Annotated in this window: 10 protein-coding genes; 3 read left to right on the plus strand and 7 right to left on the minus strand. The window is 60.3% G+C overall.

From position 1 onward, the window contains the following. Positions 1–7: 7 nt before the first annotated feature. On the minus strand, positions 8–1,009 hold the full coding sequence (locus tag ACF0H7_RS23365) for an AraC family transcriptional regulator (RefSeq protein ID WP_397449218.1): 1,002 nt from the start codon (positions 1,007–1,009) through the stop codon (positions 8–10). A 156-nt stretch (positions 1,010–1,165) separates the two neighbouring features. Here ACF0H7_RS23365 and ACF0H7_RS23370 point away from each other — a divergent pair, with 156 nt between their 5' ends. Together ACF0H7_RS23370 and ACF0H7_RS23375 are read left to right on the plus strand one after the other, a co-directional pair. After that, positions 1,166–1,477 (plus strand): Mpo1-like protein, encoded by a 312-nt coding sequence (locus tag ACF0H7_RS23370; protein WP_397449219.1) that lies wholly within the window; start codon positions 1,166–1,168, stop codon positions 1,475–1,477. A 140-nt stretch (positions 1,478–1,617) separates the two neighbouring features. After that, positions 1,618–2,211 carry an HD domain-containing protein gene (locus ACF0H7_RS23375; RefSeq protein WP_397449220.1) on the plus strand — a complete coding sequence of 198 codons (594 nt, stop codon included), beginning with the start codon at positions 1,618–1,620 and terminating at the stop codon, positions 2,209–2,211. A gap of 6 nt (positions 2,212–2,217) precedes the next feature. On the opposite strand, the gene ACF0H7_RS23380 is transcribed toward ACF0H7_RS23375, so the two are convergent. The 5 genes from ACF0H7_RS23380 to recQ form a co-directional block, all read right to left on the minus strand. Next, positions 2,218–3,048 carry a UDP-2,3-diacylglucosamine diphosphatase gene (locus ACF0H7_RS23380; RefSeq protein ID WP_397449221.1) on the minus strand — a complete coding sequence of 277 codons (831 nt, stop codon included), beginning with the start codon at positions 3,046–3,048 and terminating at the stop codon, positions 2,218–2,220. Positions 3,049–3,159: 111 nt separating this feature from the next. Next, positions 3,160–3,444 (minus strand): SelT/SelW/SelH family protein, encoded by a 285-nt coding sequence (locus ACF0H7_RS23385; protein ID WP_397453996.1) that lies wholly within the window; start codon positions 3,442–3,444, stop codon positions 3,160–3,162. 122 nt (positions 3,445–3,566) lie between these two features. Next, positions 3,567–5,717, minus strand: coding sequence for a FimV/HubP family polar landmark protein (locus ACF0H7_RS23390; RefSeq protein ID WP_397449222.1), 2,151 nt, complete (start codon positions 5,715–5,717; stop codon positions 3,567–3,569). A 152-nt stretch (positions 5,718–5,869) separates the two neighbouring features. Further along, positions 5,870–6,304, minus strand: a complete 435-nt coding sequence (locus ACF0H7_RS23395; RefSeq protein ID WP_397449223.1) for a MarR family transcriptional regulator — start codon at positions 6,302–6,304, stop codon at positions 5,870–5,872. Between the two features lie 202 nt (positions 6,305–6,506). Then, positions 6,507–8,636: a DNA helicase RecQ gene (recQ, locus tag ACF0H7_RS23400; protein WP_397449224.1), complete on the minus strand. Its 2,130-nt coding sequence runs from the start codon at positions 8,634–8,636 to the stop codon at positions 6,507–6,509. Positions 8,637–8,836: 200 nt separating this feature from the next. Here recQ and ACF0H7_RS23405 point away from each other — a divergent pair, with 200 nt between their 5' ends. After that, a complete protein-coding gene (locus ACF0H7_RS23405; RefSeq protein WP_397449225.1) occupies positions 8,837–9,430 on the plus strand; it encodes a UPF0149 family protein in 594 nt (197 codons plus the stop codon). A 144-nt stretch (positions 9,431–9,574) separates the two neighbouring features. Here ACF0H7_RS23405 and ACF0H7_RS23410 read toward each other — a convergent pair whose 3' ends face one another. After that, complete coding sequence (locus ACF0H7_RS23410) at positions 9,575–18,133, minus strand: retention module-containing protein (protein WP_397449226.1); 8,559 nt, start codon at positions 18,131–18,133, stop codon at positions 9,575–9,577. Between the last annotated feature and the right edge of the window lie 149 nt (positions 18,134–18,282).

Consider the following 18,282-nt stretch of genomic DNA (forward strand, 5'->3'; position numbering starts at 1 on the left):
GCAACGATCACATCCGCGCGCGGTACTCCCCCGGGGTCTCATCAAACCAGCGGCGAAAGGCACGGAAGAAGTTGCTCGGGTCAGCGAAGCCCAACAGGTAGGCAATCTCCAACAAGCTCATCTGTGGTTGCGCCAGGTATTGCTCGGCCAACTCCCGGCGGGTGTCGTCGAGCAGGGTCTGGAAACTGGTGCCCTCGTCCTGCAAGCGGCGTTGCAAGGTGCGTTGGGACAGGTGCAAGGTCTGCGCAACCATCTCGCGCTTGGGTTCGCCCTGGGGCAGCAAGCGGCACAGCACCTGACGCGCCTGATGGGTCACCCGGCTTTCGGAAAAGCGCGCCAGGTATTCGCCGGCAAAGCGGTCGTGCAACTGCGCCATGGCCTCGTTGGCAGTGGGCAGCGGCGCTTCCATGTCAGCGCGCTCAAACACCAGTGCGTCGTATGGCGCGTTGAAGGTCATGGGCGCATGAAAGGCTTGTCGGTAGGGTTCCATGTTCTTCGGCTGATCGCCCTGGATCAACACCTGACGCGGCTGCAAGGTTCGTCCGGTGAGCCAGCCACAAAAGGTCAGCGCGGACGCCAGCGAGGCTTCGGCACTTTGTCGGGTGGGGGGCAGATGATCGCCATGCACCGTCAGAATCAGCGCATAACCTTCAGGTATCAGGCGAAAACTCAGGTCGGCACTTTCAGCGATGATGCGCTGATAGCGCACCAGGCGCATGAAGCCTTCTTTGAGGGTCTGGCTGGACATCAACGCATAACCGGCGACGTTGAACGATGCCGGGCGCACCACCTTGGCCATGTTCAGGCCAATCGCCGGGTTGCCGGACAACTCCACGGCGCGCTGCCACAGACGGGTCATCGAGTCTTGGGGAAAACGGGCTTCCGAGTTGTCCAGATCGGCGTAGTTGAGCCCCAGCTCCTTGAATAACGAGCGACAATCCAAGCCATCCAGCTCCAATGACTTGACGATCCCCATCGCCCAACTTGCAGAAGTCGTTCTCTCGCTCATAGCGTCTTCTTAATTCAGGAAAAAGCCGCATCCAGCAGCTACTGGCCTAAGGATACTATTCTGGCGTTCAATGTCACTGCCTGGATTCTTGCATTGCGTTAGATTCAAGTGTTAAGACAGCCTAGACTCTAATAAAAACCTGCAAGGTAACTGATTGTGGAAAGCACCAAACCCTTCACACGCTTCGCCGATTTCTACCCTTATTACCTGGCGGAGCACAACGACAGCACCTGTCGCCGCCTGCACTTTATAGGCACCAGCCTGGTGATCTTTATCGCCGCACTGGCGATCGGCGGCGCCCACTGGTCGCTGCTCTGGGCCTTGCCGTTCGCCGGTTACGGCTTCGCCTGGGTCGGGCACTTTTTCTTTGAAAAGAATCGTCCGGCGACCTTCAAGCATCCGTTTTACAGCTTGCTGGGGGATTTCGTCATGTACCGCGACATGGTGCTCGGCAAGGTGCCTTTCTAAGCAACCACCACGCTGAAAAGTCTGTCTATTTAAGCGACGAGCGGCGCGCTGGGCCAGCAAAGCGTCCTTCACAGTCACTACCGGAAAATCTGTAACGCTTAGACTGGTCCTGTCCACAAATAATGAAGACAGGACCGCCGATGAATACTCAGGCCCGCTTTACCCATATGAAGGATGGCACGCAGGAAGACTGGATGATCATTGCCCAGGATTTCAGCGCCTATGCCAAGCAACTGCCGGCACGCATCCTGACGCATCTTCGGCTGCTGGATGGTGACTTTGGCGGCTTTCCCGTCGACCGCCTGACCCATTCACTGCAAACCGCTACCCGCGCCTGCCATGACGGTCGTGACGAGGAATACATCGTCTGCGCCCTGCTGCACGACATCGGCGATACCCTGGGTTCCTACAATCACCCGGATATCGCAGCGGCGATTCTCAAGCCTTTCGTCAGCCCGGAAAACCTGTGGATGGTGGAAAAGCACGGGATCTTCCAGGGCTACTACTTCTTCCATCACCTGGGCATGGACCGGTTGCTGCGCGAGCAATTCCAGGAGCATCCGCAGTACCTGCAGACCATCGAGTTCTGCGCCAAGTACGATGCAGCGGCGTTTGATCCGAATTACAAAACCCTGCCCCTGAGTTTCTTCGAACCAATGCTGGAGCGGGTGTTTGCTTACCCGCGGAGCTCGATTTACAAGTCCGCAATAGAGAAGCACTCCGAAATGGCGTGAGACGCCTCAGACCACAGGCTCGCTGACCCGGGCCTGCTGCTGTTCGACCTTGAGCTGCGCCTCGCGGACGTGGGCGTCGGCTAACCGAAACAACTCGATCGAGCCGTCCAGGTGCTCGATCAGCGCCGTGCAGGACTCGACCCAATCGCCGCAGTTCAAGTACTCCACCTCGCCGACCTTGCGGATTTCGGCGTGGTGTATGTGCCCGCACACCACCCCGTCAAAACCGCGCTTCACGCACTCGTGAGCGATGGCCTCTTCAAAGTCGCTGATGAAGCTGACCGCCGTCTTGACCTTGTGCTTGAGGTACGCCGACAGCGACCAATAACCATAGCCATAACGCGCCCGCCAGTGGTTCAGCCAGCGGTTGAGGGTCAGGGTAAACTCATAGGCCGAATCGCCCAGAAACGCCAGCCAGCGGTGATAGCGGGTAATGACATCGAACTGATCTCCATGCACCACCAACAGCCGGCGGCCATCGGCGGTGACGTGCTCGGCTTCGTCCACCAGATGGATATTGCCGAGGATCAGTTTCGAGTAACGACGCAGGAATTCGTCGTGGTTACCGGTGACGTAAATCACCTCGGTGCCGCGCTTGGCCATGGTCAGCAGGCGGCGGATGACGTTGGTGTGCGCTTGCGGCCAGTACATGCCGCTGCGCAATTTCCAGCCATCGATAATGTCGCCGACCAGGTACACCTTGTCCGCGTGGTACTGCTTGAGGAACGTCGACAAATGCTCTGCCTGGCAATCACGAGTGCCCAAATGAACATCAGAAATCCACAGTGTTCTCACGCGTTGCTTACGGCTGGGTTTAGCGAGCTGAGCACTGGTCATGAGGCGACCTCCGGCAGGGTTTGTACGAGCTTGCTCGTTGCCGGTTAATTCGACATGACAGTGATATGGCAGTCTGGTGACATGACACCTTGAGCCGAGCGCTTCGCGACCTCAGGGGCGATCGTTGTGGCCAAGGTCGCGCTGTGGATCAATCTGGTCGCGCACCCGTTGCTTCAGCACCTTGGCCTCGGGAAAACCTCCATCGGCCTTGCGCTCCCAAATCTGCACGCCGTCGCAGGTAATGCGAAACGTGCCACCGGTCGCCGGTTCCAGAGAGACCTTGGCCAAGTCATCGGAGAAGGTACTGAGCAACTCCTGCGCCAGCCAGGCAGCGCGCAGCAGCCACTGGCATTGGGTGCAGTAGGTGATGATGATTTCGGGTTTGCTGGACATTATTCAACTCTCGATGGCGAATCAATGTAGGAGCGGGCTTGCCCGCGATCGGTTTGACGCGGCGTGCCTGAAACACCGCCATCGCGGCGGTGCGGCAAGCCCGCTCCTACAGATAACGCGTAGGGTCAGCTTATCCCTGCCAGTAATTCCCTGGCCTCGCGCCGCTGCTCTTCGTCGGCGTCGCTGATCACTTCCAGCAGCAACTCGCGGGCGTGGTCCCATTCGCCTTCATCGATCAGAGTCTGCGCTTGATGCAGCTTGTTCGACGGATCTTCGCTCAGGTCGATCAGATCCAATGCTTGCGAATCGTTCATGAAGCTGTCGAGAAACTCGTCGTTGAGGCTGTCGTCACTGGCGTGCACGATGGGCTCATCGGTCTCGGCGAAATCACTGAGGAACTGCTCCTCCTGCATTTCGAAGACTTCAGGAAACTGCGTCAGATTGCTTGCGAAATCAGGCTCGGGTTCGGCGGGCGCAGGCTCCGGGACACTATTGCTGCGCACCGCAGGCGTGGTGTCGAACGGGTCGACCAGGTCCCAATCGGCGTCCATCGACAAGTCATCCAGGTTTAAATGGAATTCGTCTGAGGGTTGGGCAACCGGCGTCGGCTCAGGCGCTTGCTCCTCCCTGGCCGCGGGCAGGTGAACCGGCGCCGCTTCACGTTGCGCGACCACCGGCTCAGGCACCACCACTGGCGCAGGCTTGAGCTGCAATTGTGGAAAACGCTCGCGTACCTCCTCGACCTTCTGCGGGCTGATGCCATGCTCGAGCAACGATTGTTCTTCGACAGCAAACGCCTCGGCATCGCCCTGCTCGCCCAGCAGCTCCAGAATGCGCAGGCGCAAATCACTGCGCTCGGGTTGCTTGTGGGAAGCTTCGCGCAATACGCCCAGAGCTTCGCTGAAACGCCCGTAGGCAATGTAGATACTCGCGCCATCCAGCGCGTCGGTTGCAGCACCGGCGGCGCGTGGCGTTACTGCTGCGGGCGTTGCAACGACGGGGGCCACCGGCGGTGCCACGACCACTCTCGGCGCCTCGTACACGGGAACGTTCGGCACCCTCGGGGTTCTGCGTTCCGGCGCCTCATAGACCGCCTGGACCGGCACAACAGCCTGGCGCTTGCGTCGTACCGTATAGGCCACGCCCAACAGCACCAACAACACCACCAATCCGCCCAGCAACAGCGGGGTGCTGACGAACGAGTCGTCTGTGGGCACCGCTGCCACAGGCGCCGGAGCTGGAATCGGCGTTGCCACCGGCACCGGGGCCTTGTTGGCGTTGGTCTTGAGCTCGGACAGCCTGGTCTGCAGCTCGACCACCTGTTTGTCTTTATTGGAAACTTGCTCTTCAAGGCCCTGTAGCTGCCCTTTGAGGTCGTCCACAGTCTTGCTGAGCTGTTGGTTTTCAATGGCATTGGTTGCCAGTTGCTCAGCGGTTTTCTGCTCTTCGCTGGTCAACACCGGCAGTACACCCGGCGTCGGTACGGCGGCAGGCGCGGCGGGTGCGGCGGGTGCGGCGGGTGCGGTCATCGATGCGGGCAGTACGGCGATATCCGGCAGCAGCAGGCTTTGCCCTGCTTTCAGGTGCGAATTGCTGCCCTGGGGAAACGCCTGGGTATTGAGCGCTTGAATGCCTTTCGCCAGATCGGCAGCCGGGACTGTGTTGCCGGGACCTTGCAGGCGATGGACGACGCTGTTCAGGTTATCGCCGTTGACCACTGTGTAGTGGTTGCCCTGCACCGCCTGGGGTGGCGCAACCGGCATGTTGACGTCGACGTGGTGTCCCACCGGAGCAATCCAGCGGCCACGGGTGGCGGAGCGGCCTTGCGGCGAGTCGGCCGGATCCAGCAACACGGTATAGGCATGCACCAGGTCGCCGTTAGGGCGGGCCAGGCGCACTACAAAGCTCAGGTAGGGTTCAGTGACCGGCTTTCTCGACACCACGTGCACCACGCCACGGTTGCCTTCGATGGCGGGGGTAAAACGCAGGTCGTTCAAGAAGAACAGGCGCTCAATGCCGGCGCGGCCAAACGCGTCCGCCGAGCCCAGGCTCACGCGAATGTCGTCGGCGCTCAAGCCGGCGGTTTCGACCAATTCGATATCGGCATTGAAGGGTTGCTCCAGCGCCGAGTGCAGGGTGATGTCACCCAATCCCAGTGCCGGGGCCAGCGCCGAATAAAACAAGCTGGTCGCGGCCGCAGCCACGCACCACCGACGAATGATCTGGCGCAACGCTAGACCGCCGTGCCCTGACGCGACCTGAGAACTGTTCAGCATGAAAATCCTTATAAAAACCAAAGCAGGCTTCTCAGCACACCCGACTGACACACAGACGGCGCCAGTATGGGGGCAAATCGAGCGCGATGCTCGCACGCGTTAAACAATACTCAAGCTTATAAGAATCGCCCGGTCGCTGAATACTCGGGGGCTCAGGATTTCTCCAGATTTGCCAGGATCCGTGCGTGAACACGCATGCAGACGCGCAACTCGTCTTCGTCCACGCCTTCGAACAACTCATGGCGCAACGCGTTGGCAATGGTTTCGATCTTGTCGATCAACGGACGCGCGGTGGTCTCCAACAGGATTTTCTTCGCCCGCCGATCTTCCACCACCGCCTGACGCCGGACCAGGCCCTGGGCTTCCAGGCTGTCGAGCAAGCGCGCGAGGGTCGGCCCTTCAACGCCAACGCTTTGTGCCAGCTCACGCTGGGTCGGTGGCTCTTCGAAACGTGCCAGGTGCAGCAAGACCAGCCAGCGCGCTTGCGACAAGCCCAGATCGGCCAGACGACGGTCCAGTTCGGCTCTCCAGCCACGGGACATGTGCGCCAGTTGCATGCCGAAGCGATGTTGTTCAGTTAAAGGCATAGGAAACTCATGGTTGGATTCTTGTACTAATTATTAGCCAGCTAAGCATGATGCCTGCATAGAGGCAAGCTTCGGTCTGTAGCGTTTCGTCGCCGGGGGATATCTTCACCTGTAGGAGCGGGCTTGCCCGCGATAGCGGTGGGTCCGACATTCCGTGTCGTAATGATCGCAGGCAAGCCTGCACCTACAGGAAATGGTGGGATCAGACCTCGAACTCGGACTGCAACGCGGCGCGCACGCAATACAGCACGCCCTCTGGCACCCGGCCGGCGAACAGCCCAGCCACTTCACTGACCGGCGGCAACTCGCCTTCGCCGTCGAGGAATGCGTCCTGAATTTCGCTCAGCAGGTCTTCCGGCAGATCCAGTGCCTGTTCCAGCGACAACTGCTGCTTGCCGATGGCTTCGGCGAGCATCGTGTAAACGTTCTTTTCCGAGCACTGCAACTGACCGGCGATCTGCAACGGGGTCATGCCAGCGCGGGCCAGGCTGATCAACTCGTGACGCAGATCGGCGACCACTCGCGGCGCTTCACCAGTGCCGCCCAGCACTTCGAGGAAGGCCTCGCCATAGCGCTCCAACTTGCGCGCACCAACACCGCTGACCCGGGCCATTTCCGCCATCGAGCCCGGTTTGCTGCGCAACATCTCAAGCAAGGTCGAGTCGGGGAAAATGACATAAGGCGGTACCGCGTGTTCCTCGGCCAGTTTGCGCCGCAGGGTGCGCAGGGCTTCCCACTGCTCGCGCTCTTCGGCACGCACCAATTGGCTGGCGGGGCTGCCCGAACTGCTTTTCGCGGTGGTTTGCGGCTTCAAGTCCTTGCGCAGTTCCAAGGTCACTTCGCCGCGCAGTAGAGGTCGGCAACTGTCGCTCAGGCGCAGGCCGCCGTAGCCTTCCAGATCGATGTCCGCCAGACCGCGCGCGACCAACTGGCGGAACAGCGAACGCCAGTCACCTTCGCTGCGCGCCTTGCCGACACCGAATACCGCCAGATGTTGATGCCCTGGCCCGCGTACTTTTTCGTTGTCACGGCCCAGCAGCACGTCCACCAGATGACCGACGCCATAGCGCTGGCCGGTGCGATAAATCGCCGAGAGCGCCTGACGCGCAGGCTCGGTCGCATCCCAGGTCTGCACGCCATCGACACAGTTATCGCAATGGCCGCATGGCTCAGGCATGTCTTCGTCAAAGTAGGCGAGCAAGGTCTGACGACGGCAACGGATTTCTTCACACAGCGAGAGCATGGCGTCGAGCTTGTGTTGCTCAAGACGCTTATGGCGCTCATCGCCTTCGGAGTTCTGCAACATCTGCTTGAGCATCAGCACGTCTTGCAGACCGTAGGCCATCCAGGCATCGGCGGGCAGACCATCACGGCCGGCACGACCGGTTTCCTGATAGTAGGCTTCCAGCGATTTCGGCAGGTCCATGTGCGCGACGAAACGCACGTTGGGTTTGTCGATGCCCATGCCGAAAGCAATGGTCGCGACCATGATCAAGCCTTCTTCGTTAAGAAAGCGTTTCTGGTTGGCGGCACGGGTTTCGTTGGGCAAGCCGGCGTGGTACGGCAACGCCGGGTAACCGTTTTCGCACAGGAAAGCAGCGACTTCATCGACCTTCTTGCGTGACAGGCAATACACGATACCGGCATCGCTACGCCGCTCGGAGAGGAACGCCAGCAATTGTTTGCGCGGCTGTTCCTTGGGCACGATGCGATAGAAAATATTCGGCCGGTCGAAGCTGGAGAGGAAGCGCTCGGCGTTCTGCAAATGCAGGCGCTCGACGATCTCTTCGCGGGTGCGCTTGTCGGCGGTGGCGGTCAGCGCGATGCGTGGCACGTCCGGAAACAACTCGGCGAGTTGCCCCAGCTTCAGGTATTCCGGGCGGAAGTCGTGACCCCATTGCGACACGCAGTGCGCTTCGTCGATGGCAAACAGGGCAATGTTGAGGTTTTGCAGGAAGGCCAACATGCGTGGCTGCACCAGACGCTCCGGCGCCAGGTACAGCATCTTCACCTCGCCCAGACGGATTCGGTTGGCCAGGTCGCGTTGTTGCTCGGCACTCAGGGTGGAGTTCAGCGCAGCGGCCGACACCCCCAGTTCTTCGAGGGTCGCGACCTGGTCGTCCATCAAGGCAATCAGTGGCGACACCACCACCGCCAGGCCGTCACGCAGCAGCCCCGGTACCTGGAAGCACAGGGACTTGCCGCCACCGGTGGGCATCAGCACCAAGGCATCGCCGCCGCTGGCAACGCGCTCAATAATGGCACCCTGGCGACCACGGAAACTGTCGTAGCCGAAGATGTCTTTAAGTACGCGCTGAGCCTGTTCGAGCATAAAAACCCCACAAATTGCAGAAACTGCCTTGCTACCGCCTGCCGTGAACACTGTCGGCATCGCAAAGCGCGGCAGTATACCCGAGGGTTTCCAGGCAAAGGACAGGAGTGACATCAGCGGTCGAAATTAAACGCGCAACTGGCGCGCAAGGCCCGTACAGCCTAGAATTCAGCATCGTTTATTCCCAAGGTAGTCCTTAAATGTCCTTCGCTGAGCAACTAAACCGCCTGCAAGCCTTCCTCGACGCCGACGAGCTGCACGACGAAGCGCTGGACTATGTGGCCGCCCATGGCTATCTGACTGCGCTGTCGATCTGTGCCGAACAGGTCCCGGAACGTGAATGGATCGACGCGCTGTTCTCCGAGCCGCCGCATTACGAAAACGACGCCCAGCGCGAAGAAATCGAAGCGACGCTGATCCAGCTGCAAGCGCACATCGCACGCCAACTGGCCTCGGACGAAGAATTCGAATTGCCGTGTGATCTGGATCTGGGCGACGAGCCGGACGATTCCGAGCTGCGCGGCTGGTGCATCGGCTTCATGGAAGGCGTGTTCCTGCGCGAAGCCGCCTGGTTCGAAACCGCCGAAGAAGAAGTCAGCGAAATGCTGCTGCCGATCATGGTCGGCTCAGGTCTGTTCGACGAACAGCCAGAATTCTCCGACATCGCGGCGGATGCCAACCTGATGGACGACATGATCGTGCAGATCCCGGAAGCCCTGACCGCCCTGTACCTGCTGTGCAATGCACCGGACGAGAAGCCGGCACCGGCGATCCTCAAGCCTCGCCATCACTGAGACGCACAGCAATCCCTGTAGGAGCGAACTTGTTGGCGAGGCGGCATTTCAGAAACACCGCGTCAAGCTGCTCGCCAACAAGTTGGCTCCTACAAGGATAAGGTTTGCCTGACACATTGTGTCAGGCCCTCCCCCTCCTTCAGATCAAACCGTATCCACCTTCAACGAATGATCACTGATCATGCCGTTGATGATCGATGCCGTGTCGTGACCACTCGCCACTATCCCGCCCGCGCCCGGCGATACGCCGTAGTGACTGGCCAGGTTGACCCCTTGCAGGTCGATGGTCTGGGACGGTGGTGCGCCTGCCGCGCCCACTTCAATCGACGTCACCAGGTTATCCCCGGTGCCGGTGACCTTGAAGTGCAGGTAGTCATCCAGCGTTGACGAGTTGGCACCGTCCCCGTGCAACAACTGCGACAGGTCGAGCTTGTCGACGCCGAGGTTGAAGTCGGTTACCAGGTCATGGCCGGTGTTGCCACTCTCCCATTTGAACGTATCCGCGCCGCTGCCACCGGTAAGGGTGTTGTTGCCCGATCCGCCAATCAGCAGGTCGTCACCGGCCCCGCCGTTGAGTACGTTGTTGTCCGGGCCGCCAACCAAGGTGTCGTTGTAGTTCGAACCGATCAGCCCGGTGATGTTGGAAAAGGTATCGTGCCCCGCGCCGACGGTGTCTTGAGCCACAGTGACGTTCAGGTCGACATGCACCCCGGCGGTCGCATGGGCGAAGCTCACGGTGTTGACCCCTGCGCCACCATCCAGCAATTCATTGCCGGTACTGGCGTAGATCAGGTCATTACCGTTGTCGCCGAACACCTCAGTAGTCGTGGCACTCGCTTGCAGCACATCGTTGCCGTCACCGCCATGCATGTGCACGTTACCCGCGCCGGCGACCAATACATCATCGTGGTTGGTGCCCTGCAAGGTATCGCCACCTTGATAGGTGATGTTGACGTGGCCGGTACTGGTACCACCATGGCTGTCGCTGACGGTATAGGTGCTGTGGGCGTCCGGGGTCACCGGGGCGGCGGCGGTGTAGTTGATCCCCAGGTTCAACTGGTAATCACCGCTGAAGTGGGCACTGGACGCTGTCTGATTAGTGACGTGGATGTGGTACACGCCATCGCTGGAGGCAGTGAACGTCCCGCCGTCGGCAATGTTGTGGAACACACCGTCAGCGCCCTGCCATTGCATGGCGATGTTGGCGCTGCCCTGATGTTGCTCATCCAGGGTCACGGTCTCGCCTTTGTGCAGGGTCACGCTGTACTGGTCTTGCGCATTGGCCGCCGAAACGTTGCTCGCCCCCAGGTAACCATTGAGCACCACCAGCGCGGTGAGTGCGCTGTTGCTGAAGAAGTCGCTGCGTTCGACGGTCTTCAGCTGGTTGGCGTCCACATTGGTGTGGCCGTTGAAGACAATGGTTTTCAAGCCGGCAGCGGTGAAGTCTGCGCCTTTGGCAACCCAACCGGTGTTAAAGGTAGTGGGTGCAGCCGTCAGTTTGTCGCCATTGGCGTCGGTGTCGTTGGCCAGCAGCAACTCTCCCGGAACCGTAACGGTCGGTGCCAGGACGTTGGTGATGACGTGATCATCCGCCGCCACCGGTGGAGTGTTGGCCGTGACCTTGACCACCAGGTTGGCGCCGGCGAGGTCGCCGTCGTTGTCGGCCAGCACGTAGCCAAAGGTTTCGGTAACCCCACCGCTGCCGACTTTCGGCGGCGTGTAGACGTACTCACCATTGTCCATGTCCACCACCAGCGTGCCGCCGTTGTGGGTGGTGACCGAGATGCTGTTGGTGGTGGTGTCGAAGGTGCCGTGGTTGGCGCCGCCCAGCACACTGGCGCCGCCCTGACCGCCGTTGGCTTTCGGATCGTAGACGTAGGAAACACCGTCGACCACGATGGCCTTGATGAAACCGCCGTCCGCACCGAAGGAACCTCCTGCCAGCAGGGTGCCGGTAACTGCGGTGCCAGTTACGGTGCCGGTCAACACCGCGTTCAGGCCATTGAGGTCGGTCACCACCACGCCATTGGTGTTGGTGCCCGTGGCGCCGTTGTAGGCAATCGGGTTGAGGTAGGTGTTGTTCACCCCATCGCCGAGGCCAATGGCGAAAGCGTTAATGTGGTTGGAATTGAGGAAATTGACCCAGGCCGCTTCCTCGGTGCTGTCGATACCATCGCCCAGGTTCGGGTTGGTCTGGTTGGCGTTGTTGTGGTTGCTACTCGGGTTAGCGCTGGACAGGGTCGGGTTGCCGTCCGAGAAGAAGTACGCAACGTTTTGCGCACCGACAATTTTGCCGTCGGTGGCAAAAGCGTTGGTCGCCGCATTCAGCGCGTAGTCGTAGTTGGTGCCGCCGTCCGCGTGCAGGCCGGCGATGTAGGCTTTCGCCGTATCGATATCGACCCATACGTGGCTCGGCGTTTCCGTGCCGTTGTTGAACACCACGATCTGAACTTTGACGTCGCCCAAGGCCTCGTATTTGTTCAACAGATCGGTGATCTCGACCTTGGCGAAATCCAGCCGCGAGAGATGACCGACGCCCGAGGCATCGTTCATGCTGCCAGAGATATCGATGACCAAAAGCACGTTCGAGTCCTGATGGTCGACCGTCACCGAACGATCGATGCACGCTGCTTTGGGCGCGTCATCGACAATGTTCACCACGATTTGCGCGGTGATGCTGTTGCCGTGCGCATCAGTCGCTTGGTAGGTGAAGCTTTCGTTGGTGGACTGGCCGTCGACGTGAGCTGCCGAAGTCAGGGTATAGGTGTAGGTGCCATCGGCGTTGAGGTGAATGATGCCGAATTGTCCGACCAGCGTGCCGTTGTTGCTGCCCACCAGGCTGTAGGTAAGATCGCCCGCGCCACCGGATACAGAGCCGGCGAGGTTGCCCGACGCGGTTTCCAAAGGAGAATCCGGGTTGCTGCCGACCACCGTGCCCGGTGCCAGGTCATGGCCACTTTGGGTAGTGTCGAGGGCATTTTCGAAGACCGTCACGCCATTACTGTCGCAGGCTCTCAGCCCGGAGTCAGTGACTTCGATTTTGATCGTGGTGGTACTGACGTCACCGTCTGCGTCACGGATCGAGTAGGTGAACACGTCTTCCGCGCCCGCCCCATGCACCGCGTTCGGGTTGGCGTGATAAGTCCCTTGGCCATTGGCATCCAGCACCAGGGTGCCGTACAAACCGACGATGATCGAGCCAAGCCCACTGGTCACCGAGTGCGAGGTATCGCCGCCTGCTTTAACGCCAATCACTGCACCAGTAGGCGCAGCGCCGTCAGCACCGAGAGTGTCGTTGTACAGCACGTTGCCCGAGACCGAACCGCCTTCGGTGACACCCGCCATATCGGGGCGAGCAGTAGGCACGTCGTCGACGATATTGACCACGATCTGCGCAGTCACACTGTTGCCGTGCGCGTCGGTGGCTTGATAGGTGAAGCTTTCGTGGGTGGACGTACCGTCCACGTGGGGCGCTGAAGTCAACGTATAGGTATAGGTGCCATCGCTGTTCAGATGGATGACGCCGAACTGCCCGACCACGGTGCCGTTGTTGCCGCCGACCAGGCTGTAGGTCAGCGCGCCTGAACCGCCGGACACCGAACCGACAAGCGTGCCCGAACCAGTCTCCAGAGGTGAATCCGGGTTGCTGCCGACCACCGTTCCCGGTGCAAGGTCTTGGCCACTTTGGGTGGTGTCGAGGGCATTTTCGAAGACCGTTACGCCATCACTGTTACAGGCCTTAAGCCCAGAGTCAGTGACCTCGATTTTGATTGTGGTGGTGCTGACGTCGCCGTCCGCGTCACGGATCGAATAGGTGAACACATCTTCCGAGCCCGACTGCGGTGCCGAGTTCGGATTGGCGTGGTAAGTGGCAGCGCCATTCGCATCCAGCACCAAAGTGCCGTACAGACCAACGATGGTCGAGCCAACCCCGGTAGTCACCGAGTGCGTGGTATCGCCACCCGCCTTCACGCCGATCACCGCACCAGACGGCCCAGCACCATCGGCACCAAGAGTGTCGTTATAAAGCACGTTGCCCGAGACGCTGCCGCCTTCGGTGACACCGGCCATATCGGGGCGAGCAGTAGGTACGTCGTCGACGATATTGACCACGATCTGCGCAGTGACACTGTTGCCATTCGCATCAGTGGCTTGGTAAGTGAAGCTCTCGTGGGTGGACGTACCGTCCACGTGCGGCGCCGAGGTCAGGGTATAGGTGTAGGTGCCGTCGCTGTTGAGATGGATAACACCGAACTGCCCGACCACGGTGCCGTTGTTGCCGCCGACCAGGCTGTAAGTCAGTGGGCCAGAACCGCCAGACACCGAACCGACAAGCGTGCCCGAACCAGTTTCCAGTGGTGAATCAGGGTTGCTGCCGACCACGGTGCCCGGTGCCAAATCCTGGCCACTCTGTGTAGTGTCGAGGGCGTTTTCAAAGACGGTTACGCCATCACTGTTGCAAGCCTTCAGCCCGGAATCAGTGACTTCGATTTTGATCGTGGAAGTGCTGACATCGCCGTCTGCATCACGGATCGAATAGGTAAAGACGTCTTCCGAACCCCATTGAGGTGCTGAGTTCGGGTTGGCGTGGTAAGTGGCAGCGCCATTCGCATCCAGCACCAAGGTGCCGTACAGACCAACGATGGTCGAGCCAACCCCGGTAGTCACCGAGTGCGTGGTATCGCCCCCCGCTTTAACGCCAATCACTGCACCAGACGGCGCAGCACCATCAGCCCCGAGTGTATCGTTGTACAACACGTTGCCCGAGACGCTGCCGCCTTCGGTGACACCGGCCATATCGGGGCGAGCAGTAGGTACGTCGTCGACGATATTGACCACGATTTGCGCGGTCACACTATTGCCGTGCGCGTCGGTGGCTTGATAGGTGAAGCTTTCGTGGGTGGACGTACCGTCCACGTGCGGCGCCGAAGTCAGGGTGTAGGTGTAGGTGCCGTCGCTGTTCAGATGGATAACACCGAACTGCCCGACTACGGTGCCGTTATTGCCGCCCACCAGGCTGTACGTCAGGGGACCAGAACCGCCGGACACCGAACCGACAAGCGTGCCCGAACCAGTTTCCAGTGGTGAATCAGGGTTGCTGCCGACCACGGTGCCCGGTGCCAAATCCTGGCCACTTTGGGTGGTGTCGAGGGCGTTTTCGAAAACGGTCACGCCATCACTGTTGCAAGCCTTCAGCCCGGAGTCAGTGACCTCAATCTTAATTGTGGTGGTGCTGACGTCGCCGTCCGCATCGCGGATCGAATAAGTGAACACATCTTCCGAGCCCGACTGCGGTGCCGAGTTCGGATTGGCGTGGTAAGTGGCAGCGCCATTCGCATCCAGCACCAAGGTGCCGTACAGACCAACGATGGTCGAGCCAACCCCGGTAGTCACCGAGTGCGTGGTATCGCCACCCGCCTTCACGCCGATCACCGCACCAGACGGCCCAGCACCATCGGCACCAAGAGTGTCGTTATAAAGCACGTTGCCCGAGACGCTGCCGCCTTCGGTGACACCGGCCATATCGGGGCGAGCAGTAGGTACGTCGTCGACGATATTGACCACGATCTGCGCAGTGACACTGTTGCCATTCGCATCAGTGGCTTGGTAAGTGAAGCTCTCGTGGGTGGACGTACCGTCCACGTGCGGCGCCGAGGTCAGGGTATAGGTGTAGGTGCCGTCGCTGTTCAGATGGATGACGCCAAACTGCCCGACCACGGTGCCGTTATTGCCGCCCACCAGGCTGTAAGTCAGTGGGCCTGAACCGCCAGACACCGAACCAACCAGCGTGCCCGAACCCGTTTCCAGCGGTGAGTCAGGGTTGCTACCGACCACCGTGCCCGGTGCCAGATCTTGTCCGCTCTGTGTAGTGTCCAGGGCGTTTTCAAAGACGGTTACGCCATCACTGTTGCAAGCCTTCAGCCCGGAATCAGTGACTTCGATTTTAATCGTCGTGGTACTGACGTCGCCGTCCGCATCGCGGATCGAATAGGTGAACACGTCTTCCGCGCCCGCTTGGGGCACCGAGTTCGGGTTGGCGTGGTAAGTGGCAGCGCCATTCGCATCCAGCACCAAAGTGCCGTACAGACCAACGATGGTCGAGCCAACCCCGGAGGTAACCGCTTGCGAGGTATCGCCACCCGCCTTCACGCCGATCACTGCACCAGACGGCCCAGCACCATCAGCCCCGAGAGTATCGTTGTACAACACGTTGCCCGAGACGCTGCCGCCTTCGGTGACACCGGCCATATCGGGGCGAGCAGTAGGCACGTCGTCGACAATATTGACCACGATCTGCGCGGTCACGCTGTTGCCGTGCGCGTCCGTAGCTTGGTAAGTAAAGCTTTCGTGGGTAGATACGCCGTCCACGTGCGGTGCTGAAGTCAACGTATAGGTATAGGTGCCATCGCTGTTCAGATGGATAACACCGAACTGCCCGACCACGGTGCCGTTGTTGCCGCCGACCAGGCTGTAGGTCAGCGGGCCTGAACCGCCAGACACCGAACCGACAAGCGTGCCCGAACCAGTCTCCAATGGTGAATCAGGATTGCTGCCGACCACCGTGCCCGGTGCCAGATCCTGGCCACTTTGGGTGGTGTCGAGGGCGTTTTCGAAAACGGTTACGCCATCACTGTTGCAAGCCTTCAGCCCGGAATCAGTAACTTCGATTTTAATCGTGGTGGTGCTGACATCGCCGTCCGCATCGCGGATCGTATAGGTGAACACGTCTTCCGCGCCCGCTTGGGGCACCGAGTTCGGGTTGGCGTGGTAAGTCGCGGCACCATTGGCGTCCAGCACCAAGGTGCCGTACAAACCGACGATGGTGGAACCGACCCCGGAGGTGACCGCTTGCGAGGTATCGCCGCCCGCTTTAACGCCGATCACTGCACCAGACGGCCCAGCACCATCAGCACCGAGAGTATCGTTGTACAACACGTTGCCCGAGACGCTGCCGCCCTCGGTGACACCCGCCATATCGGGGCGAGCAGTAGGTACGTCGTCGACGATATTGACCACAATCTGCGCAGTCACACTGTTGCCGTGCGCGTCGGAGGCTTGATAGGTGAAGCTCTCGTGGGTGGACGTACCGTCCACGTGCGGCGCCGAGGTCAGAGTGTAGGTATAGGTGCCGTCGCTGTTGAGGTGGATAACCCCGTACTGCCCGACCAGCGTGCCGTTATTGCCGCCGACCAGGCTGTAAGTCAGTGGGCCCGAGCCGCCAGACACCGAACCAACCAGCGTGCCCGAACCCGTTTCCAGCGGTGAATCAGGGTTGCTGCCGACCACGGTGCCCGGTGCCAGATCCTGGCCACTCTGGACCTTGTCGAGCGCATTTTCGAAGACGGTAACACCGTCACTGTTACTGGCCTTGAGGCCTGAGTCGGTGACTTCGATTTTAATCGTGGTGGTGCTGACATCGCCGTCCGCATCGCGGATCGTATAGGTGAACACGTCTTCCGCGCCCGCTTGGGGCACCGAGTTCGGGTTGGCGTGATAGGTGCTATTACCAAAGGCGTCCAGCACCAGGGTGCCGTACAAACCGACAATCGTAGTGCCAACCCCGGTGGTCACCGCTTGCGAGGTATCGCCACCGGCCTTGACACCGACCACCGCACCGGTAGGCGCGGCGCCATCGGCACCGAGCACGTCGTTGTACAGCACGTTGCCCGAGACGCTACCGCCTTCGGTGACACCGGCCGTGTCGGGATGCGCGACAGGCACGTCATCGGTGATGGTGACGCTGACAGTGCCGCTGGCCGAGTGGCCATCGTTGTTGGTCGCCACCACGGTCAGGTGATCGACCACATTGTTTGCGCCATCGCCCGGCGCATCGTTTTGCGGACCGTTCAAGGTGTAGGTGTACGTCACCACGCCGGTTTGCGGGTTGTACCCGGTGATGGTCAGGGTGTTGCCCAAATCGGTGGTAAAGGATTGTGGAAAACCGTTGGCAACACCGTCGGTGATGACATTGACGCCGCCGATGCTCAGGCTTTTCACACCATCGGGCGCAGTGATCGTGAACGACCGGTTTTGCGTCAAGGCACCCGAATCAGGGGCTGAACCCGACGGCAGATTGGCTTCATTGAAATCCAGCGCGCGATTGCCCAGATCGAGAGTGATGCTGGTATCCGTAGGCGGTATCACGACCACCGGCGGCGGTGGCGCGGTGGTGTTGTCGTTGTTGTTGGTGACAATCGGCGCGACCTCGCCTTGAGGCTCGATCGGGGCAAAACCGAAACCGGCGGTCGGAAAACCCACCACTGGATCGACATGGCCGCCGACTTCAGACAGCAACACAAAGGAATGCCCACCCCCCAGCGCGCCAGGAGGTCCACCTGTCACAGCAGGACCGGCGGCCGTTGGTTCGGCGGTTTTACTCGGGTCATCACCGGCCGCAATGGCCTTTTGAATTTGCTCGACGTCAGTCAATTGCGCCTGGGACGGCCCTTTGGCGTCCGGCGTATCAACGTGCGTGGCGTGGTTGGCCAGGATCTCGGTGGTCAGCGGCATGCTGCTGTCACGTCCGAGGGTCAGCTCGCCGCCATCGGCAAGATGGACCGCAACGGCGCCCACCGCGCCGGTTTGCAGTTGTTCTCCTGCAAACAAACGGTCGCCTTCGACCAGCGGTCGACGGCTGCCATGGGCGTCGACTGCGAAGACTTCACCTGTTACGTGCGTGACGGTACCGATCAACTTGGCCATATCCACTCCTCCGTTACCGACAACTGTCGGCTCCTGGTCTCGTAGAAAAGCGCCAAGCGGTCGATGAGTGGGGCACAGAAAGGGCACTCAGGAGTGAAATGCTCCCGATGCCCTTTTCAGTAACTCGCCTAACAACTCCAAGCGGCCTT

The sequence above is a fragment of the Pseudomonas sp. NA-150 genome (assembly GCF_044336365.1).
Classification (GTDB): domain Bacteria; phylum Pseudomonadota; class Gammaproteobacteria; order Pseudomonadales; family Pseudomonadaceae; genus Aquipseudomonas.

Excerpts from the sequence above, each read along its gene's own strand:
- ACF0H7_RS23365 (WP_397449218.1), bottom strand. The coding sequence starts at position 1,009 with ATGAGCGAGAGAACGACTTCTGCAAGTTGGGCGATGGGGATCGTCAAG.
- ACF0H7_RS23375 (WP_397449220.1), top strand. The coding sequence starts at position 1,618 with ATGAATACTCAGGCCCGCTTTACCCATATGAAGGATGGCACGCAGGAA.
- ACF0H7_RS23380 (WP_397449221.1), bottom strand. The coding sequence starts at position 3,048 with ATGACCAGTGCTCAGCTCGCTAAACCCAGCCGTAAGCAACGCGTGAGA.
- ACF0H7_RS23390 (WP_397449222.1), bottom strand. The coding sequence starts at position 5,717 with ATGCTGAACAGTTCTCAGGTCGCGTCAGGGCACGGCGGTCTAGCGTTG.
- ACF0H7_RS23395 (WP_397449223.1), bottom strand. The coding sequence starts at position 6,304 with ATGCCTTTAACTGAACAACATCGCTTCGGCATGCAACTGGCGCACATG.
- recQ (WP_397449224.1), bottom strand. The coding sequence starts at position 8,636 with ATGCTCGAACAGGCTCAGCGCGTACTTAAAGACATCTTCGGCTACGAC.
- ACF0H7_RS23405 (WP_397449225.1), top strand. The coding sequence starts at position 8,837 with ATGTCCTTCGCTGAGCAACTAAACCGCCTGCAAGCCTTCCTCGACGCC.
- ACF0H7_RS23410 (WP_397449226.1), bottom strand. The coding sequence starts at position 18,133 with ATGGCCAAGTTGATCGGTACCGTCACGCACGTAACAGGTGAAGTCTTC.